Annotated in this window: 26 protein-coding genes; 6 read left to right on the top strand and 20 right to left on the bottom strand. The window is 72.4% G+C overall.

The annotated features are described in order from the left end of the window. The first annotated feature begins 15 nt into the window (after positions 1-15). The 3 genes from ACZ7CH_RS20805 (at position 16) to ACZ7CH_RS20795 (ending at position 3,540) form a co-directional block, all read left to right on the top strand. Positions 16-1,479: an IucA/IucC family protein gene (locus tag ACZ7CH_RS20805; protein WP_470374627.1), complete on the top strand. Its 1,464-nt coding sequence runs from the start codon at positions 16-18 to the stop codon at positions 1,477-1,479. A 68-nt stretch (positions 1,480-1,547) separates the two neighbouring features. Further along, positions 1,548-2,891 carry a TrkH family potassium uptake protein gene (locus tag ACZ7CH_RS20800; protein ID WP_360391945.1) on the top strand — a complete coding sequence of 448 codons (1,344 nt, stop codon included), beginning with the start codon at positions 1,548-1,550 and terminating at the stop codon, positions 2,889-2,891. After that, positions 2,881-3,540, top strand: coding sequence for a potassium channel family protein (locus ACZ7CH_RS20795; protein ID WP_360391942.1), 660 nt, complete (start codon positions 2,881-2,883; stop codon positions 3,538-3,540). The genes ACZ7CH_RS20800 and ACZ7CH_RS20795 overlap by 11 nt, the downstream gene beginning before the upstream one ends. Here the strand turns inward: ACZ7CH_RS20795 and ACZ7CH_RS20790 are convergent, their stop codons facing one another. The 9 genes from ACZ7CH_RS20790 to ACZ7CH_RS20750 all read right to left on the bottom strand — a co-directional run bounded on the left by ACZ7CH_RS20790 (position 3,541) and on the right by ACZ7CH_RS20750 (position 7,484). Then, on the bottom strand, positions 3,541-4,083 hold the full coding sequence (locus tag ACZ7CH_RS20790) for an alkaline shock response membrane anchor protein AmaP (protein WP_458431088.1): 543 nt from the start codon (positions 4,081-4,083) through the stop codon (positions 3,541-3,543). Beyond that, positions 4,080-4,598 carry a DUF6286 domain-containing protein gene (locus ACZ7CH_RS20785; protein WP_360391936.1) on the bottom strand — a complete coding sequence of 173 codons (519 nt, stop codon included), beginning with the start codon at positions 4,596-4,598 and terminating at the stop codon, positions 4,080-4,082. The genes ACZ7CH_RS20790 and ACZ7CH_RS20785 overlap by 4 nt, the downstream gene beginning before the upstream one ends. Then, on the bottom strand, positions 4,595-4,915 hold the full coding sequence (locus ACZ7CH_RS20780; protein ID WP_458431089.1) for an Asp23/Gls24 family envelope stress response protein: 321 nt from the start codon (positions 4,913-4,915) through the stop codon (positions 4,595-4,597). Before ACZ7CH_RS20780 ends, ACZ7CH_RS20785 begins: the two co-directional genes overlap by 4 nt. A 4-nt stretch (positions 4,916-4,919) precedes the next feature. Further along, positions 4,920-5,096: a hypothetical protein gene (locus ACZ7CH_RS20775; RefSeq protein ID WP_093600157.1), complete on the bottom strand. Its 177-nt coding sequence runs from the start codon at positions 5,094-5,096 to the stop codon at positions 4,920-4,922. 68 nt (positions 5,097-5,164) lie between these two features. Then, positions 5,165-5,626 (bottom strand): Asp23/Gls24 family envelope stress response protein, encoded by a 462-nt coding sequence (locus tag ACZ7CH_RS20770; protein ID WP_360391931.1) that lies wholly within the window; start codon positions 5,624-5,626, stop codon positions 5,165-5,167. Between the two features lie 54 nt (positions 5,627-5,680). Further along, positions 5,681-5,992 carry a hypothetical protein gene (locus ACZ7CH_RS20765; protein ID WP_360391928.1) on the bottom strand — a complete coding sequence of 104 codons (312 nt, stop codon included), beginning with the start codon at positions 5,990-5,992 and terminating at the stop codon, positions 5,681-5,683. Next, positions 5,986-6,342: an Asp23/Gls24 family envelope stress response protein gene (locus ACZ7CH_RS20760; protein ID WP_360391925.1), complete on the bottom strand. Its 357-nt coding sequence runs from the start codon at positions 6,340-6,342 to the stop codon at positions 5,986-5,988. The genes ACZ7CH_RS20765 and ACZ7CH_RS20760 overlap by 7 nt, the downstream gene beginning before the upstream one ends. A gap of 45 nt (positions 6,343-6,387) precedes the next feature. Then, positions 6,388-6,936: an Asp23/Gls24 family envelope stress response protein gene (locus ACZ7CH_RS20755; RefSeq protein WP_360391922.1), complete on the bottom strand. Its 549-nt coding sequence runs from the start codon at positions 6,934-6,936 to the stop codon at positions 6,388-6,390. Then, positions 6,927-7,484: an RNA polymerase sigma factor gene (locus ACZ7CH_RS20750; RefSeq protein ID WP_360391920.1), complete on the bottom strand. Its 558-nt coding sequence runs from the start codon at positions 7,482-7,484 to the stop codon at positions 6,927-6,929. Before ACZ7CH_RS20750 ends, ACZ7CH_RS20755 begins: the two co-directional genes overlap by 10 nt. Positions 7,485-7,662: 178 nt before the next feature. Here ACZ7CH_RS20750 and ACZ7CH_RS20745 point away from each other — a divergent pair, with 178 nt between their 5' ends. Continuing rightward, positions 7,663-8,919, top strand: coding sequence for a mannosyltransferase (locus ACZ7CH_RS20745; RefSeq protein WP_470370974.1), 1,257 nt, complete (start codon positions 7,663-7,665; stop codon positions 8,917-8,919). Here ACZ7CH_RS20745 and ACZ7CH_RS20740 read toward each other — a convergent pair. The 3 genes from ACZ7CH_RS20740 to ACZ7CH_RS20730 all read right to left on the bottom strand — a co-directional run bounded on the left by ACZ7CH_RS20740 (position 8,910) and on the right by ACZ7CH_RS20730 (position 12,487). Beyond that, positions 8,910-10,133 (bottom strand): PQQ-dependent sugar dehydrogenase, encoded by a 1,224-nt coding sequence (locus tag ACZ7CH_RS20740; protein ID WP_470370975.1) that lies wholly within the window; start codon positions 10,131-10,133, stop codon positions 8,910-8,912. The genes ACZ7CH_RS20745 and ACZ7CH_RS20740 overlap by 10 nt on opposite strands. Positions 10,134-10,275: 142 nt before the next feature. Then, positions 10,276-11,202 carry an aldo/keto reductase gene (locus tag ACZ7CH_RS20735; RefSeq protein ID WP_470370976.1) on the bottom strand — a complete coding sequence of 309 codons (927 nt, stop codon included), beginning with the start codon at positions 11,200-11,202 and terminating at the stop codon, positions 10,276-10,278. 40 nt (positions 11,203-11,242) lie between these two features. Continuing rightward, positions 11,243-12,487: a cation:proton antiporter gene (locus ACZ7CH_RS20730; protein WP_470370977.1), complete on the bottom strand. Its 1,245-nt coding sequence runs from the start codon at positions 12,485-12,487 to the stop codon at positions 11,243-11,245. Between the two features lie 317 nt (positions 12,488-12,804). Here ACZ7CH_RS20730 and ACZ7CH_RS20725 point away from each other — a divergent pair, with 317 nt between their 5' ends. Continuing rightward, positions 12,805-13,989, top strand: coding sequence for a Cmx/CmrA family chloramphenicol efflux MFS transporter (locus tag ACZ7CH_RS20725; RefSeq protein WP_360391878.1), 1,185 nt, complete (start codon positions 12,805-12,807; stop codon positions 13,987-13,989). A 42-nt stretch (positions 13,990-14,031) separates the two neighbouring features. On the opposite strand, the gene ACZ7CH_RS20720 is transcribed toward ACZ7CH_RS20725, so the two are convergent. From ACZ7CH_RS20720 to ACZ7CH_RS20685, 8 genes are read right to left on the bottom strand one after another with little or no spacing between them, the layout of a single operon-like run. Continuing rightward, the gene (locus ACZ7CH_RS20720) at positions 14,032-15,255 is read right to left on the bottom strand and encodes a 3-deoxy-7-phosphoheptulonate synthase (RefSeq protein ID WP_470374626.1); all 1,224 of its coding nucleotides are present in this window, start codon (positions 15,253-15,255) and stop codon (positions 14,032-14,034) included. After that, entirely contained in the window at positions 15,252-15,554 is a 303-nt protein-coding gene (locus ACZ7CH_RS20715) for a chorismate mutase family protein (RefSeq protein ID WP_360391872.1), read from the bottom strand. The genes ACZ7CH_RS20720 and ACZ7CH_RS20715 overlap by 4 nt, the downstream gene beginning before the upstream one ends. Next, entirely contained in the window at positions 15,551-16,438 is an 888-nt protein-coding gene (locus ACZ7CH_RS20710; RefSeq protein WP_360391869.1) for a prephenate dehydrogenase/arogenate dehydrogenase family protein, read from the bottom strand. Before ACZ7CH_RS20710 ends, ACZ7CH_RS20715 begins: the two co-directional genes overlap by 4 nt. Continuing rightward, on the bottom strand, positions 16,435-18,480 hold the full coding sequence (pabB, locus tag ACZ7CH_RS20705; protein WP_470374625.1) for an aminodeoxychorismate synthase component I: 2,046 nt from the start codon (positions 18,478-18,480) through the stop codon (positions 16,435-16,437). Before pabB ends, ACZ7CH_RS20710 begins: the two co-directional genes overlap by 4 nt. 30 nt (positions 18,481-18,510) lie before the next feature. Continuing rightward, entirely contained in the window at positions 18,511-20,100 is a 1,590-nt protein-coding gene (locus tag ACZ7CH_RS20700) for an MBL fold metallo-hydrolase (protein ID WP_458431100.1), read from the bottom strand. A gap of 27 nt (positions 20,101-20,127) precedes the next feature. Further along, positions 20,128-22,860 carry an AMP-binding protein gene (locus ACZ7CH_RS20695; RefSeq protein WP_470374624.1) on the bottom strand — a complete coding sequence of 911 codons (2,733 nt, stop codon included), beginning with the start codon at positions 22,858-22,860 and terminating at the stop codon, positions 20,128-20,130. Continuing rightward, positions 22,847-24,025, bottom strand: coding sequence for a hypothetical protein (locus ACZ7CH_RS20690; protein WP_458431102.1), 1,179 nt, complete (start codon positions 24,023-24,025; stop codon positions 22,847-22,849). Before ACZ7CH_RS20690 ends, ACZ7CH_RS20695 begins: the two co-directional genes overlap by 14 nt. Beyond that, positions 23,995-24,870 (bottom strand): AurF N-oxygenase family protein, encoded by an 876-nt coding sequence (locus ACZ7CH_RS20685; RefSeq protein WP_470374623.1) that lies wholly within the window; start codon positions 24,868-24,870, stop codon positions 23,995-23,997. The genes ACZ7CH_RS20690 and ACZ7CH_RS20685 overlap by 31 nt, the downstream gene beginning before the upstream one ends. Between ACZ7CH_RS20685 and ACZ7CH_RS20680 the strand changes: the two genes are divergently transcribed. Beyond that, positions 24,844-25,095, top strand: a complete 252-nt coding sequence (locus tag ACZ7CH_RS20680) for a hypothetical protein (RefSeq protein WP_360391853.1) — start codon at positions 24,844-24,846, stop codon at positions 25,093-25,095. The two genes, ACZ7CH_RS20685 and ACZ7CH_RS20680, sit on opposite strands and share 27 nt — an antisense overlap. The last annotated feature ends 249 nt before the right edge of the window (positions 25,096-25,344 follow it).

Here is a 25,344-nt window from a genome sequence, read left to right as displayed (position 1 = left end):
CCAGAGGGAACACAGGTGGAAGCGAACTCCGACCCCGACGGCATCACCGCGACCGCGTTGCTGAACTGCCTGCGCCGCGAGGTCGCCGAGGTGACCACCACCGCGGACCACCTCGTCCTCCGCCTCCCGCACACCGGCGCCGTGCTCCGCGCGCGGACCGGCCGCTGGCCGTCGTCCCCCGAGTTACACTCCGGCACCTGGCACCCCGTCACCTGGCACGAGCTGGCCGCCCTGGTCGTGAAGGAGCTCGGCAGCGCCCCCGTCGGCTTCCTCGACGAGATCGCCGCCTCCCACTCCGCGATCGCCGCGATCCTCGCCGCCCGCGGCACCCCGCCCTCGGACCTCTACCAGCGCTCCGAACAGGCCCTCGTCGCCGGCCACCGCTACCACCCGGCCCCGAAGAGCCGCGGCACCCTCCCCGCCGCCGCCTGGCTGCCGTACGCACCGGAGACCCACGCGGAGTTCCGGTTGTCCGTGCTGACCGGCGACTTCGTGGACGCCGGCGAGGTGGACCTGCCACCCGGCACCCTCCCGGCCCACCCCCTGCAGCTCTCCCTGCTGGGCCTGCCCGCGGGGGCCGACGGCCCACCGGTCTGGCCGACCTCCTCCGTCCGCACGGTTTACGACCCGGCGGCCGACCTGTTCTACAAGTTCAGCCTCGACATCCAGATCACCAACGACGTCCGCCGCCTCTGGACCTACGACCTGCACTGGATCCCACCCCTGGCCGACGTGCTGAAACCGGTGTTCGCCGACATCGCCGCCACCCACCCCGGCACGGCCTTCCTGCTGGACCACGGCTACCGCACGTCCCCGGCGCACTTCGAGGGCCTGGCCGTGGTCGTCCGCGACGGCATCCGCCGCCACACCCGCCCCGGCGTCACCCCGCTGCTGGCAGCGGGCCTCGCCGAGGGCTTCCCCGGCAACCCGCTCGACGCGCTGACCGACCCCGCCGCCTGGTTCCGCGCGTACGTCGAGGCGGTCGTGCCCCCGGTCCTGCACGCGTTCTTCGCGCACGGCGTGGTGATGGAGAGCCACATGCAGAACGTCCTGGTGGGCGTGGACGCGACCGGCACACCCGTCCAGGCGTTCTACCGCGACCACGAGGGCATGCGCCTGCTGCCGTCGCACTCCGCGCTGCTGTCCGCAGTGGACGGTGACGTGCTCGGCGCCCGCGGCGTGTCCGAGGCGAAGGGGTGGGAACGGCTGCAGTACTGCCTGATCGTCAACCACCTGGTGGAGATCGCCGGGGCGGTGCACGCGCGCCACCCCGGGGCCGACCTCTGGTCCGAGGCCCGCGCGGTGTTCGCCGCCTGCGCCGACGCCCACGGGTCACCACCGCAGCTGGTGTCGCTGCTGGAGAGCCCGGTCGTGCCGGCGAAGGCGAACCTGCTGCTGCGGTGGACCCGTGCGGAAGGGGCGGCGAGCCGGTACGTCGACTGCCCGAACCCGCTGCTCAGCACCTCGGTCCCGTCGTGAACGCGCACGGCTGACCCACCCGGGACGCTCGTGATCCGCACCCCCGGGACACCGCCTAGGCTGACCCGGTGATCTCCGGCCCGGTCATGTCCGGCTGGCGGCACCCCGCCCGCCTCGTCGTCCTCGCCTTCCTGGCCGCCACCGCCGTCGGGACGGTCCTGTTCCTGCTCCCCGTCGCCGCCGAGCCCGGCCGCACGACCTCGCCGCTGACCGCCCTGTTCACCGCGGTCTCCGGCATCACCGGCACGGGCCTGGCCGTGGTCGACACGGAGTCGCACTGGTCCACGTTCGGCGAGGTCACGCTGCTGGTGCTGTGCCAGGTCGGCGGCTTCGGCATCATGACCATGGCCTCGGTGCTGGCGTTGCTCGTGTCGCACCGGCTGGGGCTGCACATGCAGCTCACGGTGAAGACCGAGACGAACACGCTCAACCTCGGCCACGTCCGCCGGGTCATCGCGGGTGTGATCACGATCAGCCTGGTGGTCGAGGCGATCGGCGCGGTCGTGCTCGGCCTGCGGTTCTGGCTCGGCTACGGCATGTCGCCGCAGCGGGCCGCGTACGAGGGCGCGTTCCACTCGGTGTCGGCGTTCAACAGCGTCGGGCTCGCGCTCTACCCGGACAACCTCGTGCGGTTCGCGACGGACCCGTGGATCTGCCTCACGATCGTGGCGGTCGCCGTCACCGGCGGGCTCGGGTTCCCGGTGCTCTTCGAGGTCCTGCGCGGCCGGCGGCGGCGCCGGTGGTCGCTGCACACCAAGATCACCGTTCCCGTCTACCTCGGACTGATCGCGGCCGGCACGGCGGTGGTCCTGCTCGTCGAGTGGGGCAGGGCCGGCACGCTCGGGCCCTACGGCGTCGCCGACAAGCTGCTCATCGGCCTGTTCCACGGCGCCATGCCGGGCACCGCGGGGTTCAACACCATCGACATCGCCCAGCTGCAGCCGGCCACGATGCTGGTGCACGACGTGCTGATGTTCATCGGCGGCGGCAGCGCGGGCACGACGGGCGGCATCAAGGTCACCACGTTCGCCCTGCTCGCGTTCGTGCTGCTGGCCGAGGTGCGGGCCGAGCCGAGCGTGCACGTCATGGGCCGCAGGATCAGCGCGGAGGTCCAGCGCCAGGCCGTCACGGTCGCGCTGCTGGGCGTGGGCGTCGTGATCACGGCGACGCTGGTCCTGCTCGCCACCACCTCGTTCCGGCTCGACGACGTGCTGTTCGAGACGTCGTCGGCGTTCGGCGGGGTGGGCATGTCGACCGGGATCACGGCCGAGCTGCCGCCCGTGGCGCAGCTGGTGATCATCGTGCTGATGTTCGCCGGGCGGGTCGGGTCGATCACACTGGTGTCGGCGCTCGCGTTGCGCGAACGCCGGCGGCGCTACGAGCTACCCGAGGAGCGACCCATTGTCGGATAGGACATCCCGCGTCGTCGTGATCGGGCTGGGGCGGTTCGGCAGCTCGCTCGCGCTCGAGCTCGTCTCGCAGGGCGTCGAGGTCATGGCGGTCGACTCGGACGCCGCGCTGATCCAGCGGCACGCCGACAACCTCACCCACGCCGTCGTCGCCGACAGCACCGACGCCGAGGTCATGAGGCAGCTCGGGGTCGACGAGTTCGGGCGCGCGGTCGTGGGCATCGGCACGAACCTCGAAGCCAGCATCCTCACCGCCGCCGTCCTCGTGGACTTCGGCATCCCCACGATCTGGGCGAAGGCGATCAGCCACGAGCACCGCCGCATCCTCGAACGGATCGGCGTCCACCACGTCGTGCTGCCCGAGCACGAGATGGGGGAGCGGGTGGCGCACATGGTCACCGGGCGGATGCTCGACTTCATCGAGTTCGAGGACGACTACGCCATGGTCAAGCTGCGGCCGCCGCAGGACGTGGTCGGCCAGGCGCTGGGCAGGAGCAAGCTGCGGGCCAAGTACGACGTCACCGTCATCGGCGTCAAACGGGCAGGGGAGGGCTTCACCTACGCCACCGCCGAGACCGTGGTCCAGCCCGGCGACGTGCTCATCGTCGCCGGGAAGACCACGGACGTCGAACGGCTGGCCGACCAGGTCTGATCAGGACACCCGCGCCGCCGCGGCGGACGAGCCGGCCAGGCGGAACTCGACGGTCGCGGTGAGACCGGGCGACTCCAGCGCCTCCCGCAGCCGCGGCACGCCCTCGGAGTCGATGCGGCGCCGGATCTCCCGCAGGTCCGCGTCGGCGTGCGCGCGCACCACCAGGGCGAGCCGGGGCGCGGTGTGCGGACCGGTCAACGCGGCCTCCACCTTGCGCACACCGGGGTAGCCGCTGATCTCCTCGGCCAGCGGCGCCACCGCGACCCCGGTCGACATCCGCGTCGACCCGTCGTCACCGGACCAGCGCCACGTCGTCGCCGGCGTGCGGGGCACCTGCGCCACCAGCCACCGCGCGCACAGCAACCCGAGGACGACGGCCACCGCGGCGACCACCACGAGCACCCACGGCGGCGGCAGCTGCGTGCCCGGTACCAGCGGCGCCTGCGCGGACAGACCGGGGAAGCGGCCGAAGTGCGCGGCACCCGCGGCACCGCCCGCGGCCAGCAGCACCAGGCCGCACAGGAAGAGCAGCACACGGTTCACGACGCACCCCTGGAAGCCTTGACCCGCACCACGACCCGCGGTGTGCGGGCGAGCTCGATCTCCGCCAGCCGGCGCCGCACCGACTCGCGCACGACGTCGGCGAGACCCTCGGTGTTGGTGCGCCGGGTGTGCACGGAGGCCTTCACCCGGCTGCGCCCCACCGTGACGGCCGCCGACTCGACGCCGTCCACCCGCGCGGCGGCCCGCACCGCGTTGCGCAGGCCCCGGCGGGACACCGACGTGCGCTCGTCCAGCGGCGCCGTCCGCGACCGTCCCGGCACGACCGCCGCCAGCACCAGCAGCAACCCGGCCACGGCCGCCACGGCAGCCGCGACCAGCACCTCCCGCGCGTCCCACCGCGTCCCGTTCAGGTACTCGGCCACGGCCGGGTAGGACACGAGCGGTGGTTCGCCCAGCGCGAGCTGGACCGCGCACACGGCGACCAGCACGCACGCGGCGAGCAGCACCAGCGCGACCAGGACCGCCGGCAGCGACCGGCGTGACCGGCGGGTCATCGCACCCTCCCGCTCACCTCGGCCGCCGTCCGCAGCACCGCCACCGACACGTCCACGACGGACACCGCCAGACCGGTGAGCAGCCCGACCCGTTCGGCCAGGTGCGCGCGGACGGCAGCGGTCGTCGCCGGCACCGGTGCGGGGTAGTGCAGGTCGAGCCGCACGTCGAGCGCGGCCACCCCGCCGGTCACGTGCGCGCTGGCGGTGGCACCAGCGACACCGGTCACCTCGTGCGCGGCACGGGTCGCGATCCGGCCGACCGCGCGCTCGGCCACCGTCGTGAGGCCGCGCTGCGGCGCGGCGAGCGTGGTCGTCATCGGCTCAGTCCCTGTCCCTGCCGAGCAGCTGCGCCAGGTCGAGCTTGCCCTCGGCCACGCGGCCGGCGACCAGGCCGAGCGCGCCGAACACCAGCACGAGCAGGAAGGCGCTGAAGCCGCCGAACGCCGCCGCGAGGCCCAGAGCCAGCCCCGTCAGCAGTCCCAGTGCGGTCGTGCTCACTGCCATTCTCCTTTGCCACGAAGGGAAACCCGCCGCCCCGCCCCCGACGGAGAGGCGGCGGGCCTGGCTCACTGGACCCGGCCGGTGCCGGTCTCGGGCTCCGTGCCGTCGTCCTCGGCCGGCATGTGCACGTCGTTGACGTTGATGTTGACCTCGACCACGTCGAGGCCGGTGATCTGCTCGATCGCGGCGATCACGTTGCCGCGCACCGACTTCGCGAGGTCCGCGATCGGCACGCCGTAGTCGACGACGAGCTCCAGGTCCACGGCGGCCTGCCGCTCGCCGACCTCGACGGACACGCCCTGGCCGGCGCTGGCCGTGGCACCCGGGATCCGCTCGCGCAGCGCGCTCAACGCCCGCGTGGCACCGCCGCCGAGCGCGTGCACGCCCTTGATCTCCCGCGCCGCGAGGCCCGCGACCTTCTGCACCACCACTTCCGAGATGGTGGTCGAGCCCCGGTCACTGGAGAGCCTGCCGGCCGGGGCGAGCGCCGTGCTGTTCTTCTCCGAGGTCTGCGTGGTCATCGTCATTCCTTCCTCCGAAGCACCGTCGACACCTTGTACGACAACGTCATCCGGACATCGTCACGGCCTGATCGGGTGATCGGGGCCACCCGGTGCGAGCGCGTCTCCGTCCACATCGGTCACAACGAGGCGCAGCCGCGCCGACTCCCACCGCGTGCCGGTGAGAACCGCGCGCAGCACGACCCCCGCCTCGGCCAGCAGCGCGGGCAGCGGCAGCCGCGTCGCCACGACCCGCACGCACACCAGGTCGTCGGCCACGTCCACCGCGAGCCCGTCGACGTCCCACGGCACGCGCACCGACAGCACCGGAGTCGACGGCCGCAGCCCGTCGACCTTGCGCAGCGCCTTGAGCAGTTCCTCCGCGATCAGCACGCGACGTCCACCACCGTCACCAGGACCGAGGCCACCTCGACACCGGTGAGCCGCGGCACCGCCGCGCGCACCGACCGCTGCACCGCCCGCGCCACCGCGGCGGCCTGGTCCTCACCCGAGATCACCACGTCCACCTCCAGCAGCACCGCCGCGTCCGCGTACCGCACCCGGACGCCTTCGACCGGCGCCGGGGTGAGCCCCTTCACCTGCTGGCGGGCACTGCGGACGACGGAGCCGACGAGCCCCGCCACCCCCGGCTGCACCCGCACCCCCGGCACGCGTTCGGCCGCGTGCACCGCCACCGCGGCCACCACCGGTGCCGCCACGACCGTTTCGAGAACTTCGAGCACCCCGCTCACCCTTCGAGCACCCCGCTCACCCTTCGAGCACCCCGCTCACCCTTCGAGCACGTCGGACACGACGAGGTCCAGCCGCGCGAGCCGCACGCCGATGCGCGCCGTGGCCGCCGCGATCACCCGTTCCCGCACCACGTCGAACGTCTGCGCGGAGGTGTGCCCGGCCACGATCGCGATGCCGAGCTCCACCTCGATCACCGGGTCGGACTCGCTCGACTCCACCGCCTCGCGGACGCGGCACCCGCGGGCGCGCACGCCGTCGACGCCGTCCGCCGCGAACCGCAGCACCGCCGCGATGGCCTGGGTGCTGATCCGCGCCGGGTCGGCCCCCGCGCTCGGCAACGGCAGCACCTCACCGCGCCGCGCGTCCGCCCGCACCGCCGACATCACCCTGCTGACCAGGTCGGACGGTGGCTCGACGCGATCGCGCGCCATCTCCTCCGTCGCCGCCCGCAGCACCAGCAGGCTCTCCCGCACCGCCGAGCAGTGCGGGCAGCGGCGCGTGTGCTCGTCGGCGACCTCGATCGCCTCCCAGACCTGCTCCACGTCCCGCCCGCACGGCAGGGCGTAGTCCGCCGTCACCTCCACGGCGCCATCACCTCCGCCAGTTGTGCCCGCGCACGCGCGAGCCTTCCGCGCACCGCCTGCTGCGTGGTGCCGATGGCCTCGGCGATCTCGTCGTACGACCGCCCGTGCACCTCCCGCAGCACCCAGCACGCGCGCTGTTCCGGAGTCAGCCCGCGCAACGCCACGGCCAACGCGTCCATCTGCGCGCTCACCTCCACCGCCCGGTCGGGCCGCTCCCGCGGCGCCGCCGACGGCTGCTCGTCGAGTTCCACGTCGGCCACCGGCCTGCGCTGCCGCAGCACGTTCAAACACCTGTTGGTGGCCGTGCGGTAGAGCCAGCCGACGAACGCGCCGTCGTCCTTGAGCTGCCCGAGCCTGCGCCACGCGGTGAGGAACACGTCCTGCACCACGTCCTCCGCATCACCCGCGCTGCCCACCACCCGCAACGCCAGCCGGTACATCTGCCCCTGGTAGCGGCGCACCAGCAGCTCGTAGGCGCGCATGTCGCCGTCCCGGGACCGCGCCACCAGCGTGGCATCGTCGAGTGCGGCGGCGGCCTCGACGCTCATGGCTGCTCCCACCTGTTCGTCCGTGTCACTCCCTAGGACACCTTCGGCCGTGAAACGTCACGCGGTTCTCCCACCGCAGGTAAACCACCGGTTCGTGCTACAGGCGGGCCCCACGACACCATGGACCCGCGCCCGGCTGTCACCGCGGCGGCCGGCTGCTGTGTCGTGGGAGGTACGCGTGAGTGAACGGTTCCGCGTCGTCGAGGCCCGGGTGCTGCGGTTCGCGCCGCTGGTGCTCGGGCTGTCGCTGGCGGGCTACGCCTGGCGGCTGACGTTCCCCGCGAGCTGGGGGATGATCGACCTCAGGGTGTACTGGAGCCTCGCGCCGAACGTGCTGACCGACCGGCTGTACGCGCTCACCATGCCGTTCACGGCGGACTTCCCGCTGCCGTTCACCTATCCGCCGTTCGGGGCGGTGGTGTTCCTGCCGCTGTCGGCGCTGCCGTGGCTCGCGGCACGGGTCGTCTGGCAGCTGCTGTCGCTGCTGTGCCTGTGGTGGATCGTGCGCACGACGTTGCGCCTGCTGTCCGCGAAGACCACCCACGACCCGCGGCGCGCGCTGCTGTGGACGGGGCTCGCACTGTGGTGTGAGCCGGTGCGCAAGACCCTCGACTTCGGGCAGATCAACCTCGTGCTGGTGGCCTTCGTGTTCGCGGCGATGGTCGCCGCGCGGAGCTCGGTGGCCGGCCTGGGCGTCGGGATCGGCGCCGGGCTCAAGCTGACGCCCGCGATCTCCGGGCTGTACTTCCTGGTCACCCGCCGGTGGGCGGCCGCGGCCTGGTCGTTCGCGGGCTTCGCGCTGACCGTGGCCGCCGGGTTCGCGGTGTCCGCGGCGGACTCGGGGCGCTACTGGTTCGAGCTGCTCGGTGCGGCCGACCGCGTGGGCCCGGTGGGGTCCGCGATCAACCAGTCGCTGCGCGGCGCCCTGTCCCGCTCACTCGGCCACGACGTCGGGATGTCCTGGCCGTGGCTGCTCGCGGTGGCCGTGTCCGCGGTGCTGACCGGTCTCGCGCTGCGCTCGGCCGTGCGCGCGTCGGACACCTTGGCCGCGGTGCTCGCCGTGCAGCTGTTCGGCCTGCTGGTCTCGCCGATCTCGTGGAGCCACCACTGGCTGTGGGCGATCCCGGTGGTGCTGTGGCTCGTGCACGGCGTCACCGGCCGCGCAGCCTGGTGGCTCGCCGGCGCGTGGGTCGTCGTGACCGGCTCGGACGTCATCACGTTCCTGATCGACCAGCAGCCGTCGATCTGGGAGGTCCCGCGGCCCTGGCCGCTGGCCGCGCTCGGCTGGGCGTACCCCGCGCTCGGCCTGCTGACCCTCGCCGCGACCCCGGCCCTGGTCGCGACGGGGGTCAGCGGGCCGACCGGATCCGAACGGGCAGGGCGTCCGTCAGGACCGTCCCGGCGTGGTCAACGCACGCCGGGGCTTCAGCGCTGACCCGGCTGGACCAGTTCGAACCGGACCCGGCTGAGCCCTCCCGGGAGGTCGCTGAGCACGTACAGCTCACCGTGCACGTCGGTGCCGATCGCGCTCGGCTGGGTGGGGAAGTTGCCGATCGTGGCGGTGTCGTAGCCGCCGTCGGACCTGGGGCGCACGGCGAACACGCGGGTCGAGCAGTAGTCGCTCGCCACGTAGGTCCCCCGTGCCTGCGGGGTCCGCGAACCCCGGTACACCACGCCGCCGGTCACCGAGCAGTTGTCGTTGTAGTGGTCGTACTCGAAGACCGGGTCGGTGTACCGGACGCCCGGCTTGCACTGCCCCTGGTCGAACACCGGGGTGCCTTCCCGGCAGGACCAGCCGAGGTTCGCCCCGCCCTGCCACGGGCGGATGTGGTTGACCTCCTCCACCAGGCCCTGGCCGACGTCACCGATCCACAGCGAGCCGTCCACGGGGTCGACGGAGAACCGCCACGGGTTGCGCAGCCCGTAGAGCCAGATCTCCGGCCGCGCGCCTCGCACGCCGACGAACGGGTTGTTGCGGGGCACGCAGTAGGGCTGCGCCCCGCAGGAGCGGTTGACGTCGATCCGCACGATCTTGCCGAGGAGGGTGCCGAGGTCCTGACCGGACTTGAACGGGTCGTCGGCGTGGCCGCCGTCGCCCGTCGACCAGTAGAGGTACCCGTCGCGGCCGAAGGCGACCTGTCCGCCGTTGTGGTTGCCGTACTCGGCGTGCGCCTGGGTGAGCAGCACCTGCAACCGGTCCGGGGCGCCGAGGGGCACGCGGGCCAGGGTGAGCGCGCCGGCCGGCAGGCTCGTGTAGGCCACGTAGAGGAGTCCGGTCCGCGCGAAGTTCGGCGCGGGAGTGATGCCCAGGAGGCCGCGCTCGTTGTCCGACGTGTCGATGCGGGCGGTCAGGTCGAGCACCGGCTCGGCCGCCAGGCCGGTGTCGGGGTGGTAGGCGCGGACGGTGCCGTCCTTCTCGGCGATCAGCATCCGCCCGTCCGGCAGCCCGGTGATCGCGATCGGACGCCGCAGACCGGACGCCACCCGTTCGGACACCACGGTCAACTGGGTGAGTGGCACCGCGCGGGTGCGGTACGTCTCGGCTGCGGCGGTGCCGGCCGCCGGCGACGAGGGTGACGGGAACGCGGACGAGGCCAGGATGAGCAGGCCGGCCAGCAGGGTGGACCGGCGACAACGCCGTCGCGACATGGTTCGGCTCCTCGAGCAGGGTGTGGAGGACACGTTCTGGGAGCGCTCCCAATTTACCGCGCCCTCCCGGCCGCATCGAGCCGCCGTCCTGACGCCTCCGGTCGCAGAAGGAGTACAGGACCGGCCGCCTCCACCGCCCTGGTCACGACGACCGGCCGGCCTCCAGTGCCTCGACCGCGCGATCGGACAACGGCGTGTGCACCGCTCGCCACGCCGATTCCAGCTGAGCGGGCGTGGAACAGCCGACGATCGGCAGGACGGCGGCCGGACGGCGAACCATCCAGGCGAGCACCGCCTGCCCGGCGTCGAGGTCGTGCTCCGCCGCGACGTCGTCCAGCACGGACAACGCGGCCGCGGTGCCCGGCCGGAGGTAGGGGGCCGGGAGGGGGCGGTCCTGGCGGGTGTACGCGCCGCCGAGCAGTACGGAGTGCGCCACGGGGAGGACGCGGCCCGCGCTCGCGGCCGCGAGCACCTCGTCGTCCAGCAGCACGTGCGGGGCCGGGTCGTGGCCGGGATCGGGCAGGAGGTAGGTGAAGCGGTTCTGCACCGCCGCGTAGCGCGGTCCCGGTAGTGCCAGTGCCGCCGACAGGCGGGCGGCGGACGTGTTGCTGCAGGCGATGGCCTGGGTGAGACCCCGCGCGACCAGGTCCTGCAGTGCCCCGACCGTCTCCTCCAGTGCGACCGAGCGGTCGTCGACATGGGCGTACACGAGGTCGACGTGGTCGGTGCGCAGCCGCCGCAGGCTCGCCTCGACCTGCGCCGTGACCGCCGGTGCGCTCAGCCCGAGCGCGGTGGACAGGTCGCCGCCGGGGTGGGACGGACGGGCACCGGCCTTCGTGGCCAGCGTGACGCGGTCCCTGCGCCGTCGGCTCACCAGCCAGTCGCCGATGCAGTTCTCCGACTCGTCGCCGGTGGCGCCGGGGTGCCAGAACGCGTAGTTGTTCGCCGTGTCCACAAAGGATGCGCCGAGCTCGATCGCGTGGTCCAGCAGAACATGCGCTTGTGCGGCGGGCACGCGGGTGCCGAAGTACATCGTGCCGACGGCCAGGGGTGGGAGCGGGGAGTCCAAGAGGGAAAAGGAACTGGTCACGGTGAGTTCTCCTGGTGGGTCAGGACTTCGTCGCCGGCAGGAAGCGGTCCGGAGGGCTGACGCGCGTGCGCGGGTGGACCAGGCTCAGCAGCGGGCCGGTCATCGCCGTGGTCACCACCGCCATGACGACCATCAGCGAGTACAGCGAGGCGTCCAGCAGCCCGGTCTCCAGGCCGACGCCCAGGATGATCAGCTCGGTGAGGCCGCGGGTGTTCATCAGGACGGCGAGCGTGCGGGCGTGCCGGACGTCCTGGCCGCACGCACGGGCGCCGAGATAGGCGCCGAAGAACTTGCCGGCGATCGCGACGAGCAGGATCAGCGCGAGCTCGCCGGCGCCACTCAGGTCCACTGTGGACAGATTGACCCCCAGGCCCGCCACCGCGAAGTACACCGGCAGCAGCACCGAGCCCAGCGGGTCCACCCGGCCGATGACCTCCTCGCGCAGCCTCTCCGTTCCGGCACGCGGGACGACCGCGCCCGCGAAGAACGCCCCGAAGATGAAGTGCAGCCCCAGCCACTCGGTCACCCCGCCGGACACCACCGCGAACACCACGACACCGGCGAGCGCACCCGCGGGCAGGGCCCGGCCGGTGCGCTGGTGCGCGGCGACCAGTCGTGCCAGCACCGGGCGCACGACGAACAGCATGACCAGGACGTACGGCACGACGAGCACGGTCTGCCAGGCGCTCCGGCCCGCGGCGAAGGTCAGCGTCGCGGCCAGCAGGCACCACGCCACCACGTCACCGATCGCCGCGGCCGCGATGGCCAGCCCTCCCACGTTCGTGCGGTGCAGGCCGCGCTCCACCAGGATGCGCGCCAGCACCGGGAACGCGGTGATGGACATCGCCGCGCCGAAGAAGAGGACGAACGCCAGGAGCGGCCCCCGGTGCTCGTGGTCGCCGGCCAGGTGCAGTGCCAGCAGGCACCCCAGGCCGAACGGCAGCACGATGGCCCCCACGGCCACACCGGTGGCGGCACGACCCTTGCCGCGCAACAGCTTCTGGTCGAGCTCCAGCCCGATGACGAACATGAACACCGCGACGCCGACGCTGGCCAGCGCGGTCAGGCCGGGCCGGACGTCCGCGGGGAAGAGCGCGGCGGGAACGGCGCCGCTGAACAGCGTCGGGCCGAGCAGCACACCCGCGACGATCTCGCCGACCACGGCGGGCTGCCCGAGCCGCTTGGCCAGCGCGCCCAGCAGCTGGGCGGCCACCAGGACCACCGCCAGCGCGAACAGGAACAGGAGCGTGTTCAGTGGGGTCATGGGGGAGTCACTCCGGGATCGGTCGTCGGTCGTTCGGGTGGAAGCGGTTGGACAACGCGGGAACGGCGTTGGTATGTTGACCGGCGTGTCCAGCCCAGAGGCTTCCAGTAGGTAGCCACCGGACCTCACCGGTGGCGTTCGTCGCTGTCGCGCTCTTCCGGCGCTGACGCACGTGGACCTCGCCCTTGTCCGGGCTTTCCGGTCCCAGCCACCGCATCGAGATCACCCACACCCCGGATTCGTTCCGGGGCGCTGCCGTGCGCGCACCGCGCACCGCCGGCTGACACCTCTTCTCTTGCGGTTCCAGGAGTTCTGAAATGCCTCTTGCCGTGTACGTCCTCGCTTTGGCGGTCTTCGCCATGGGGATGTCCGAGTTCATGCTGTCCGGGCTCGTGCCCGACATCGCCGTCGAGCTGGGCGTGTCGATCCCCGCCTCGGGTTCGCTGATCTCCGCCTTCGCCGTCGGCATGATCGTCGGCGCGCCCGTGGTGGCGATGCTGAGCCTGCGCTGGCCGCGCCGCACCTCGTTGCTGGCGTTCCTCGTCGTCTTCCTGCTGATGCACGTCGTCGGCGCACTCACCGACAGCTTCTCGGTCCTGCTCGTCACCAGGGTCGTCGCCGCCCTCGCCAACGCCGGCTTCCTCGCCGTGGGCATCGCCGCCGCGGCCTCGATGGTCGACGACAAGACCAAGGGCAAGGCGACCGCGGTCCTGGTCAGCGGCGTGACCATCGCGTGCATCGCGGGCGTGCCCGCGGGCGCGTACATGGGTGAGCTGTGGGGCTGGCGTTCCGCGTTCTGGGCGGTCGCGGTGCTGTCCGTGCCGCCGGTGTTCGCCATCCTGCGGTCGGTTCCGGGCACCGCGCCCGATCCCAACGCCCCGAGCGCACTGCACGAGCTGCGTGCGCTGCGCACGCCACGCCTGATCATCGTGCTGGTGCTGGGCGCTCTCGTGAACGGCGCGACCTTCTGCTCGTTCACGTACCTCGCCCCGGTCGTCACCGACGTCGCGGGCATGTCGCCGAGCTGGGTGCCGCTCGCGTTGCTGTTGTTCGGCCTCGGCTCGTTCGCCGGTGTCACGCTCGGCGGCAAGTTCGCCGACAGCAACCCGACGGGCCTGCTGTCGGTCGGTGCCGTCGCGCTGCTCGCCGGCTGGCTCGTGTTCGCGGCCACGGCGGGCAACCCGGTCGTGGCGCTCGTGTTCATGTTCATCCAGGGCACGCTCTCGTTCGCGGTCGGCTCGACGCTGATCTCCCAGGCCCTCTACTCCGCCGCCGGTGCTCCGACCCTCGCCGGTGGTTTCGCCACCGCGGCGCTCAACGTGGGCGCCGCGGTGGGACCCGTGCTGGGAGGTGCGGCCATCAGCGCGGGCGCGGGCTTCCGCTCTCCGCTGCTGGTCAGCGCCGCACTGGTGGTCGCGGCCCTGCTGGTCGGCGGTGCCGGGCTGCTGGCCGCGCGCACCAGGGCCGGCGCCGGGCAGCGCGCCGAGGTGCAGGCGGTGTGATCCCCGGCTCAGGGGGTCGCCCGCGGGTGACCCCCTGAGCGTTCACCCGGTCCAGGCCAGCCGGTCGAGGAAGTGGGCGATCAGCGCCACCGACTGCTCCGGGTTGAGCCGCGGGTCGCAGGTCGACCGGTAGTCCGGGAAGGACGGTTCGTCGTCCGTTCCGGACACGCACTCGGTCACCGGGTCCGGCGTCAGTTCGAGGTGCAACCCGGCGGGGCGGAGTCCGTACCCGGCGACGACCCGCACGAACGACGTCACCTCTGCCCGCATCGCCGCCATCAGCCGGGTCTTGACCCCGCGCAGCTTGAGTCCGTTGCCGTGCATGGGATCGCACAGCCACACCACCGGCGTGCCCCTCCTGGCGACCGCCGCGACCACGGCGGGCAGCAGCTCGTCGACCTGCTCCGCTCCGTAGCGCAGGATCAGGCTCAACCGGCCGGGAACACCGTCCGGGTTGAGGTGCCGGGTCAGCGCCACGACGTCCTCCGGTGTCGCGGTGGGACCGATCTTGACCCCCAGCGGGTTCCGCACCCCTGCCGCGAGCGCCAGGTGGGCGCCCCCGATCTCCCTCGTGCGCTCGCCGATCCAGCCGAAGTGCGTACCCGCGCTGTACGCACCACGTACGCCGTCACGCACCAATGGCCGCTCGTAGGGCATCAGCAGCATCTCGTGCGCGGTGTAGACGCGTTCCTCCAACGGCTTTCCCCACCAGGCCCGCCGCACCTCGCGCAGCACGACCTGCGAGCAGTCGTAGGCGGTGCGCAGCCGGCGCGGGTCGGGTACCCGCAGCAACGGGTCCGGTTCCGGGTCGTTCACGGCGTCACCGCAGTAGCTGGCCATCAGCCCGGTCTCGAACGGGTCGGGTTCGAACGGTGAGGACCGGGGTTTGCCGTACTGCCCGGCCAGCCTGCCCACCGCCACGCCCGCGAGCCCGCTGCCCGCCCGCATCATCGCGGCGAGCCCCTGCAGGTGGTCGACCTTGCGCCGCACCAGTTCGGGCACGGCCTCGTGGAACCGCTCCGCGCAGTCACCGCCCTGCAGCACGAGCGCGGCGCCCTCGGCGACCAGGGCCATGCCGAGTGCGAGGTCGACCACCTCGTCCTCGGTCGTGAGACCGGGCAGTCCGGCCAGCTCGGCTTCAACCCCGTCCACGGCGTCCTGGTCCGGCCAGACGGGTTGCTGCCGTGCGGTGCGTGCGGCCATCTCCGCCCGCACGAGCGCGGCCGGGGAGTCGAGGACCGGGACCAGCCGGTCGGCGGCGGTCACCTGCCGCTCCCGGCGGCCGCGGCGATCGCGACGTCCTCGACCCGGCACATCTCCTGGATGAGCAGCTCGTAGAGCCGCACCAGGAAACCGGGGTCGATCCCGTGCTCCGCGGCGTACCGGGCCGCGCGTTCCTTCACCAGCCGCACCCGGTGGGGCTGCATCATCGGGACCTCGTTGGCCGACTTGTACGCCGCGATGCGCAGGCCGCAGTCCAGCCGGCCGCGGACGATGTCGAGCAGCTCCGCGTCCAGGCGGTCCAGCTCCTCGCGCAACTGCGCAAGGCCGTCGTGTTCGGTCATCGAAGCTCCTCAGCGTGGCAGTGCATGGTCGTGAACACGTCGTGCGCGCGCCGCTCGTGCTCGGCGCACCTGTCGCCGAGCAGGGCGCGGATCTCACCGAAGGCGGCCGCGACACCGGCCTCGCCCTCCTCCACGGCGGCGGCGAACGCGCGCAGGCCGTCCGCGAGCGCCTGCCGGGCACCCGCCGCGTGCGGGTTGGCCTCCTGGACGTCCAGGTAGACCTCGGGCCGGCCGCTCGTGATGCGGGCGAGCAGGGCCAGCAGGGTCAGGTGCGGTGGCGGTGCCGTGGCGGCCAGCCGGTCCGCCGGCACCCCCAGCCTGGCCAGCGCCAAGCCGAAGGACAGCACCGTCGCGTGGGTCAGCGCCTGGGTGGCGGCCGCCGTGGCGTCGTGCTCGCCGGACGTGCAGCGCACCACCCGCCCGCCCCACCGGCGCACGAGGTCGAGCAGTGCGTCGACACCCGGTCCGCCGCGTGCCACCACGGCGGCCACCGGCCGGCCCGCCATGCCCAGGTCGGGGGCGAACATGGGGTTGAGGCCCACCACCTGCACCTCGCCGGGCAGGTCGGTGAGGCGAGCGCTCAGCCGCGACTTCACCGACAGGGTGTCGGCGAGCACCGCGCCCGGTCCGAGCAGCCCGGCCAGCGGTTTCACCGCCCGCAGCGCCACCGGCTCCGGCACCGCGAGCACCACCAGGTCCGCGGCGGCGACGGCGGCGGCGACCACCGCGTCCGGTGCGGTGATGTCGCCCTGGAGGACGTCGCCGTCGCCGGGGCCGAGGTCCACCGCGGTGACGGTCACGCCGCTGTCCCTCAGAAGGGCGGCGAACAGCGCGCCGACCGCACCTCCGCCCCCGGCCACCACCGCGTGCCGCAGCGCCGTCACGCGACCTCACCCGCGACCGTGCCGGCCGAATGCGCGGCACCCGCCGCCCGGTCGAGCGCGGCGAGCAGCGCGCCCGCCTTGACCACGGTCTCGGTGAACTCCTCCTCGTGGTCGGACAGGGCCACGATGGCACCGCCCACCCCGAACTCCGCCACTCCGGGCGTGAGCACCATGGTGCGGATGACGATGCTGAGGTTGGCCGCTCCGCTGAGCGAGAACCAGCCGAGCGCACCGGAGTACACGCCGCGCGGACCGTCCTCCAGCCGGTCGATGATCTCCATGGTGCGCTTCTTCGGCGCACCGGTCATCGAGCCGCCGGGGAACGCCGCCCGCACGCACTCCACCGCGGTCGCGCCGGGCCGCAGCGTGCCGCGGACGGTCGACACCAGCTGGTGCACCGGGGCGTAGGTCTCCACGTCGAACAGCAGCGGCACGTGCACCGACCCGACAGCGCAGACCGCGTTGAGGTCGTTGCGGACCAGGTCGACGATCATCAGGTTCTCCGCGCGGTCCTTCTCCCGGCTGAGCAGGTCGGCGCGCAGCGCGGCGTCCTCCGCGGGGGAGCCACCGCGCGGCCGGGTGCCCTTGATCGGCTTAGACTCGACGCCGCCGTCCGCGCCCACGGTCAGGAACCGCTCGGGGGAGGCGCTGAGCACCGCCAGCTCCGGGAACTCCAGCAACGCCCCGTAGGGCACCGGGCTGATCTCCCGCAGCGCCGAGTACAGCCGGTCCGGCCGTGCGCGGGACGGCACGGTGATCATGTTGGTCAGGCAGATCTCGTACGACTCCCCGGCCCGGATCTCGGCGAGGCAGTCCTCGATGCGGTCGTGGTAGGCGTCCTTGTCGTGGCGCGGCATCGCGACCTTGCCGAAGGAGTCCCACTCCCGTGCCGCCAGCGCGATCGCACGCCCGCGGGCCGTCGCCGGCTTGATCGCCAGCACCCTCGCCTCGGTGTCGTCGAGCCACGCCGTCGCACCCGGCGCGGCGAGTGCCAGCAGGTAGCAGCACCCCTCGGCGTGGTCGAGCACCACCGCGCGGTCGGCGAACAGCAGTGCCGCGTCCGGATGCGCCGAGACGTGGGCCGGTTCCCCGATCGTCTCGGCCTTCAGCTCGTAGCCCAGGTAGCCGACGTAGCCGAGGTTGAACTCGAACGGCAGTCCCGGTGGAGCGGGCACCCTCCTGCGGTGCAGCTGTTCCTGGAGGTAGTCGAAGAACGGTTGCCGGACGTGGGTCGTGCGGCCGTGCGCGTCCCGCACCGTGACGGTCTGGTCGGCGACCCGGTAGGTGATGTGCTCGGCCAGCGGACCGCTGTCGTCACCGAGGAACGAGAACCGGGACAGTCCGTCGATCACCTCGCTGCTGTCCAGCCAGAACGTCGACCGCGCGCCGGCGAAGCAGGCCTCCCGCACCGACTCGCCGTCCGGCGCCACGTCGACGCGGCGCACCAGGACCTCGTGGGCGGCCCGCTCGTGGGCGAGGGCCAGCCTGCGGAAGTTGGCCAGGACCTCCCTGCCGTACTCGCTCCCGATGGACTCGGGGTGGAACTGCACCCCCCACAGCGGCCGGTGCCGGTGCCGCAGCCCCATGATCACCCCGTCGTCCGTCCACGCCGTCGCGTCGAGCTCGGCGGGCAGGTCGGTGACGGCCAGGGAGTGGTAGCGCACGGCGGTGAACGGCGAGGGCAGGCCGGCGAAGAGGTCCTCGCCGGTGTGCCGCACCTGGGACACGCGGCCGTGCATCGGTTCCGGGGCCAGTGCGACCGTGGCGCCGAACAGCTCCGCGATGCCCTGGTGCCCCAGGCACACCCCGAGCACCGGCAGGTCGCTGTCGAGCACCGCGCGGGCGCTGATGCCGAAGTCCTTCAGCCGTCCGGGACGACCGGGACCGGGGGAGACCACGATGGCGTCGAACTCGGAGAGGTCGATGTCGGACCACTCCGCGTCGTTGCGGACCACCACGGGCGGGCGGCCGGCGACCTCACCGATGTACTGGAAGAGGTTGTAGGTGAACGAGTCGTAGTTGTCGATCAGAAGAGTTCGCATGCGCTGCGCCTTGTCTCGGGCGGGAACGCGCTACCGGGTCAGGGTCCTGCGCATGTGCAGGCGCTCGGCGGCGTTGCCCTGGTTGACCACGTACTTGACCAGCAGATCGCTGTCGACGATGGCGGGGTGCTCCTCGTCGTACTCGATCGCCATGACGGTGCCGAGCCACGGTTCGAGTCCCATGGCGTAGACGTAGACCTCGCTCGGACCGAGTGCGTCCACGATGGACTTCGCCTGCTCGAAGTCCGAACCGTTGAGCCTGCGGCTCTGGTCCTCGCGCCGCGACAGCGGCTTCGGGTACAGCGGGCCGTAGATCCAGCTGGCGGCCGCACCGATGCTCTCCATGCCGATGAACACCGTGTCCACCCGGCCGACGAGCGCGACGACCTCGGCGTAGGTGGCGGGGGAGACGTTGGTCGAGTCGGCGGCGAAGAGCACCTGCCGGTCGCCCAGCCGCAGCAACCAGCCGGTCTTGCTGCGGATGCGCAGGTCCCCGTGCTCGCCCAGGAACGGCAACGCGATCGCGGTCGCGGTGCCGCACGGGCGGGCCTCCAGGTCGTCGACCTCGACCACGTCGGTGAACCCGAGCCTGCGCAGGATTCCGGCGAGCCCGGGGTCCACCAGGCTCGCGTTGGTGGAGCGGGGGACCAGCACCGTGCCGACGCGGTGGCGGATGCGCAGCAGCGTCTCGAACAGCATGTGGTCCTGGTGGTTGTGCGTGATCAGCACGTGGTCGATGCGGTCGGGCAGGTCGGCGTAGGTGAACCTGCCCTCGGTCTCACCCTCGTACCCGGTGTGGCTCAGCACCGGGTCGATGAGGAACGTGCCGCCCTCGTGGCGGATGAACACGCAGGCGTGGCCCGCGTAGTCGAGCACGTCCGGCAGGGACCGCTCGTCCCGTGGTTCCGGCACCTGCGCGAGGGTGAAGTACCCGGCGAAGCGCTGGGCCCGTTCCCCGGAGAGGCCGAGGTTCACGGTGAGCTCGTGCAGGCCCGCGTCGTCGAGGCCGCCGCGGAACACCTGGTCGAGCAGCGGCGAGTCCAGCGGCACGTCGACCAGCAGCTGCTGCGGGGTGTACTCCAGCATCGGCGTGGTGAGCGCGAACTCCCTGGCGTCCTCGGTGACGAAGGAGAACCGCACCTGCTGCAGGCTCTTGTCGTAGTACTCCGAGGCGTACATCAGCGGTTCGATGAACCGGTAGTCCGGGCTGTGGTTGTCCCGGCCGTAGAACACCTCGACCCGGCCGGCCAGCGCCGGGGGCAGCTCCCGGTAGACCGGGTCGAGGCACTGGCCGGTGTAGCGGGGCAGGATCTCGTCCTCCAGCTGCCGGATCGCCTCGAACAGCTCGTCCAGCTTCGCCCGTCGTGGTGCCGTGTCACGCCACCAGCTGACGATGGTGTCGTAGTGCTCGTGGGCGTGGACCCACGGGCCGCCGTGCATGCGGGGCTGGCGCACCGCGGCGGCGTGCACCTCGGGGGAGTCCGAATAGGACTCCATGATCGGGGTGAACCTGTTGCGGAGGAAGCGGGCCAGCGTCTGCGGCGGCAGCAGGTACGACCAGCCGTACCAGCCGGCGACCACCGGTTCGACCGCGACGTCGTCACGCAGGTAGTAGCGCATTTCGGGGCTCCGTTCGTGCGTCGGGGGTCAGGCGCTCACGACGGACGTGCCCGGCAGCAGGGCCAGCAGGTCCGCGAGCACGTCGCGGTCGGTCTCGTGGCGCGCTTCCCGCCAGCCCCGTCCTCCCAGTGCCGACTGCGTCGCGGCGAGCACCCTCGGGTCTGCCGCTCCGCCGGCCCTGGCCAGGTCGAACCAGCCGCCGACGTCGACGACGTCGGACTCGGTCAGCCCGGTGACCGCCAGCAGGTCCGCCAGGCCGTAGGTGCGGTGCACGACGACCTGGGAGCGCGCAGGTGCGCCCTGCACGCCGGCCAGCAGCGCGTCGACCAGCAGACCGACGTCGCAGACGGGCACGTACCCGTCGAGCCGGGGCAGGGCGCGCAGGCGGACCGAGAGGTCGAGCAGGGACGAGAACCAGTCGTCCCGCAGGAACGCCCTGTCCGTCTCGCCGTGGCCGTAGACCAGACCCGCCCGATAGCTGGCGCCCGCGCACCCGACTGCGGCCAGCGCGTCCACATAGGACTCGCAGATGAGCTTGGAACGCGAGTACGGCTCGCCCACCGCCGTGAGCGCCTGGGCGGACAAGGTGCCGAACCGCTCTCCCGCGGACGCCGCCGAGAGGAACGCGAACGACTGAGCGCCCCACGCGGCGGCGGCGCGCACGACGAGAGCGGTGGTGCGCACGCTGCCGGACATGTGCCGGTCCAGCGGCAGCAGGTGGTTGACGTCGTAACCGCAGTGCACGACCGCCTCGACCGCCGGCCCGGTGCCCTGCGCCAGGTGGCGTTCCAGCTCCGGGTAGCCGATGACCTCCACGGCACCGAGTCCGGCCTCCGACCGGCCGAACCTGGCGGCGTGGCCCGCCTTGAGCCGCTGCGCGCTGCTGGTGCTGACCACCAGCACGCGGTGACCGTCGTCGAGCAACCGTTCCAGCACGTGCCCGCCGATGAACCCGGACGCACCGGTCAGCAGCACCGGGCCCGGACCGGTGGGCGCGCCGCGCCGCAGCTCTGGCAGCTCCGCGCGCAGGGCCGCGAGCTCGGTCTCCGCCTGCCGGAAGGCCAGCTCCGCCGGGGAGAGGTCGCGCACGACCTCCTCGCCGCGCACGTGCCGCAGGAAGTCCGCGGCCACGAAGTCGTACTCCATGGCCTCGAACGCCGCCTCCACCGCCTGCTGGCCGAACAGCTCGGCCAGCTTGACCTGGATGCGCATCATCGCGAGCGAGCTGCCGCCCGCGTCGAAGATCGACACGTCCGCGCCGACCTCCTGGCCGAGCACCGCGGCAACCACGTCGAGCACCTGGCCCAGTTCCTCACCGCGGGCGCCGCCGGGCGCGGCCGCGGGTTCGGCCAGCAGCTCACCCAGCGCGTTCTTGTCCAGCTTCCCGCTGGTCGCCAACGGGAACTCGGGAACGACGGCGACCCGGTCCGGCACCTCCCAGGCCGGGAGCAGCTGCCGCAGCCGGACCATCAGCGCGTCCTCGCCGTCCGGTGCCTCCGTCGTGGCGAGCACGAGCTCGTCGTCCAGCTGCACCATGGCGACCTGCACGCCGAGGTGCGCGCTCAGCGCGAACTCCACGTGCGCCAGGTTGACCCGGTGCCCCAGCCGTTTGACCTGCTCGTCGACGCGGCCCATGTAGGTCAGGCCACCCCGGTCGAGCGCGACCCGGTCGCCGGTCCGGTAGGCGCGGCTGCCCCGCACCTCGCCGAACCTCTCCCGCTCGCGCGGGTCCCCGCCCACGTAGCCCAGCGCCACCCCGTCACCGACGATCACGAGCTCGCCGATGCCCGACTCGGTCAACCGGCCGGTGTCGAGGTCGCGCACCAGTGCGGAGAACCCGTCGATGGGCGTGCCGATCGTGGTGGCGAACTCGGTCAGCTCGGCGACCGAGAAGCACACGGTTCCCTCGGTCGGGCCGTAGGCGTTGAACACGCGGCTGTGGCGCGCGGCCGTGTCGAACTCCGCCTTGCCCAGCGCCTCACCCGCGAACTGCACCTTGCGGACGTTGCGCTGAGCCCGTTCGCCAAGCCGGGCGTACACCGACGGCGGCACCATGATCAGGTCACCGCCGTGCTCCGCCAGGTGCTGCGAGAGCGCGCCGAGCCACGACTGCACACCGCGGGCGGGCACGACGACGGTCGCACCCGCGTGCAGCGGCACGACGATCTCGGTGATCGAGGCGTCGAAGGACAGCGAGGCGAACTGCACGACCTCCTGCCCGGGACCGATGTCCAGCAGGCGGGTCAGCGACCGGCAGAGGTTCAGCAGGCCGCCGTGCCCCACGTCGACGAGCTTGGGCGTGCCGGTCGAACCGGAGGTGAAGATCGAGTAGGCGACCGCGCGGTCACCGGCGTCCGGCACGCCGGCCGCCGAGGCGGTGAGCGGCACGGTGCGGGTGTCGAGGGCGGGCACACCCGCCGCGGCGGCTTTCGCCAGCGAGTCGTCGTCGAAGCAGACGGCAAGACCGGGGTCGGCGACGCGCGCCGACTCCACGAACCTCGCCGTGGGCAGCGCGGGGTTGGCCGGGGTGTGCACGGCGTGGCTGCGCAGTGCCGCGAGCGCCCACAGCACGGACTCGGCGGAGTGCTCGCCCACCACCAGCACGCGGCGGCCGGGCGGGCACTCGCGTCCGATCCGCGCGGCCAGTGCGCCGGTGATCCGGTCCAGCTCCGAGTAGGTCCACTCGCGACCGGCACAGCGCAACGCCACCCGGTCGGCGTGGCGCGCGAACGCACCGCTCAGCAGGTCAGGCAGTCGCACGGAGGGCTCCAATTCGCTGTTCGAGTTCGGAGAGGACGACCGCGACGGTGTCCTCGCCGATGAACCGGCTCTTGTACTGCAGCTTCATCAGCGGCGGTCCGGGGAAGGAACGGTCGGCGAGGAACTTCAGGTCCTCGAAGACGCGGTCGCTGCGCACCCGCACCCAGTCCCAGTCGCGCGGCTCTGGACGCATGAAGGTGGTGTCCGAGACGACGATCCGCGGCATCCGGCCCCGGCTGAACGCGGTGGCGAACGCGGTGAGGTCGGACATCGTGTAGCGGCCCAGCCCCTCCAGCCGCGCCCTGGTGGCGGCGAAGTGCTCCGGCGTGTACTCGCCTGCGCGTTCCCGGTGCACGACCAGCGGCCGGATCTCCACGAAGTAGCCGCCCCTGCGGGCGAAGTCCCAGCGGGAGAACGGGTACTGCAGCACGAGTCCTCCGCCGACCACCCGCAGCACGGTGGCGGTCACCGCGGCCAGCAGGTCGTCGAACGAGAGGCCGGGGCGCAGGGGCAGCCAGCGCTCGGAGCTGCCGGAGATCGTGGGCACACCGGGTCGGCCGGGTGTCGGCAGCGCTCCGAGCTCCCGCTGCACCACCTCAGGGTCGGCGGCCGGCAGCGCGGCGAAGCGGGCGAGCATTCCCGAGTGGTCCCGGTAGCGCGACCCCGGCCGCTTCACCGGCTCACCGCGCAGGTGTGCGCGCAGCTGTCCGAGCAACACCACGACGTCGGCGAGGTCGACGACCATGTGGTTGAACTTCGCGAACACCAGGTGCCGGCCGTCGTCGTGGGGCCAGAAGGCGACGTGGACGGCTTCGTCCAGGCCCAGCGGCCGGGTGTTGTGGTAGGCGGTGGTCACCTCGGCCAGGTCGTCCGGGCTGCCCGTCACGCGGGTGTCGTGGACGACGCAGGTGGCTTTGACCTCGTGCTCGGGAACGCCGATGAGGTTGCCCAGCGCGGCGGTGACACCCAGCTCCCGCAGGAAGTCCTCCGTGTCGCGCGGGTCGGTGGCGAGCACGCCCAACGCGGCCGCGCACGGGTTGACGTCGCAGTCGAGGCCGAGGTCGCGCAGGAAGCTGAACAGGTCGCGAACGGCGACCGCGTCCTCGCGCAGGACCGGTGTCGTGGCCACCGCGGTCAGCCCTGCTTCGCCGCGGTCGTGCCCCACGCGAACTCCACCTGGTCCAGGACGTCCATCTCGGACAGCAGCGCGTGCACACCGGAGTGGTCCTGCACCAGGTGCGTGCCGCCCTGCTCCTCGCGGATCTCGGCGGCGGCCTTCTCCCAGCCGGGCAACCCCTCGAAGTCCGCGATGGTCTCCCAGGTGGTGAAGTCGGGGGCCACGAACGCGGCGAGGCCCGCGACCACCTTGTCCAGCACGAACCGCTTCTGGTGCGCGGGCAGGACGTCGTGGACCTGCTTGAGGATCTCCCCGGAGATCGAGGCGTGGCAGTACTCGTCCCGGTTGTGCAGGCGCACGGTGGTGGAGTTGACGACCTGGATGTCCTCGTCGTTCGCGAGCAGGTCCAGGTAGGCGTTGATGGAGATCTCCGCGACGGTCGCGAACGCGAGCGTGGTGAGGCTGCGCTCCCAGCGTTCCGCGCAGCGGTCCACGTGCTCGTCGTGGATGGTGGTGATCAGCGAGTCCGGCAGAACGCGGTCGGAGAACTCGTAGCGGCGCATCCGGCGGGTGGTCGCACTGCCGTTCATGTGCATGAGCGTGTGGTACTGCTCGTCGACCATCGCCTGCGCGATGGCGAGCTCGAGCTCCTGGCCGCCGGCGCCGGGGTACTCACCGGACGCGACGAGCTGGAAGCCCGGGTTCGCGATGCCCTGCTCGATGAGGACCGTGTTGCGGTTGTAGGCGATCCAGCCCCAGCTGGTCATGCGCGACCGTTGCGCGTCGGACCACCGCTCCCACACCGGGTGGGCGCTGAACGGCACCATGTCCACCCGGAAGTCCGGGCGGTCGGGGGCGAACAACGCGTGGACGTCCGGTTCCGCGCGCTTCACCGCCGCGCGCCGGTGCCAATTTCCAACCAACCTGGAAATCACCGCGCTTTCAGCGGAATCAGTCCGGTCGAACGCGGGCAGACCGGCGATTTCGGTCAGCCCTCCGCCTTCGGCATCGGGATCGGCCTGACTGCCCATGGCACACCTCTCTCGCTGTCGAATATCGCAGTGGATTTCCTGCCGCCGAGTTTGTCGAGCGCCCCGAACGGTGACAAGTGGTGTTGAGCGCCGCGCGGACACGTGCGACTGCGGCAGTGCCGCACTCGCACACCGGTGGTGCGTTCAACCTCCGCAAAAGTCGCCGGAGTCGCTTCCGAAGGCCGATATCCGCTGCTAGCGTCCGAAACCGGCAGGCACCCGACGCGGTGCCGCACCCATCCGGCGGCCGGCCCCCCAATCGGGACAGCCCGTGCGGCGGAGGGCCTCCAGACGAGATCGTGAATCCGGCGCAATTCGACGCGCCTGGAGAACCGG

This window comes from Lentzea sp. NPDC037011 (genome assembly GCF_055607425.1).
Note: the sequence above shows the minus strand (reverse complement) of the source record. Positions and strands in the feature narration are given on the sequence as shown.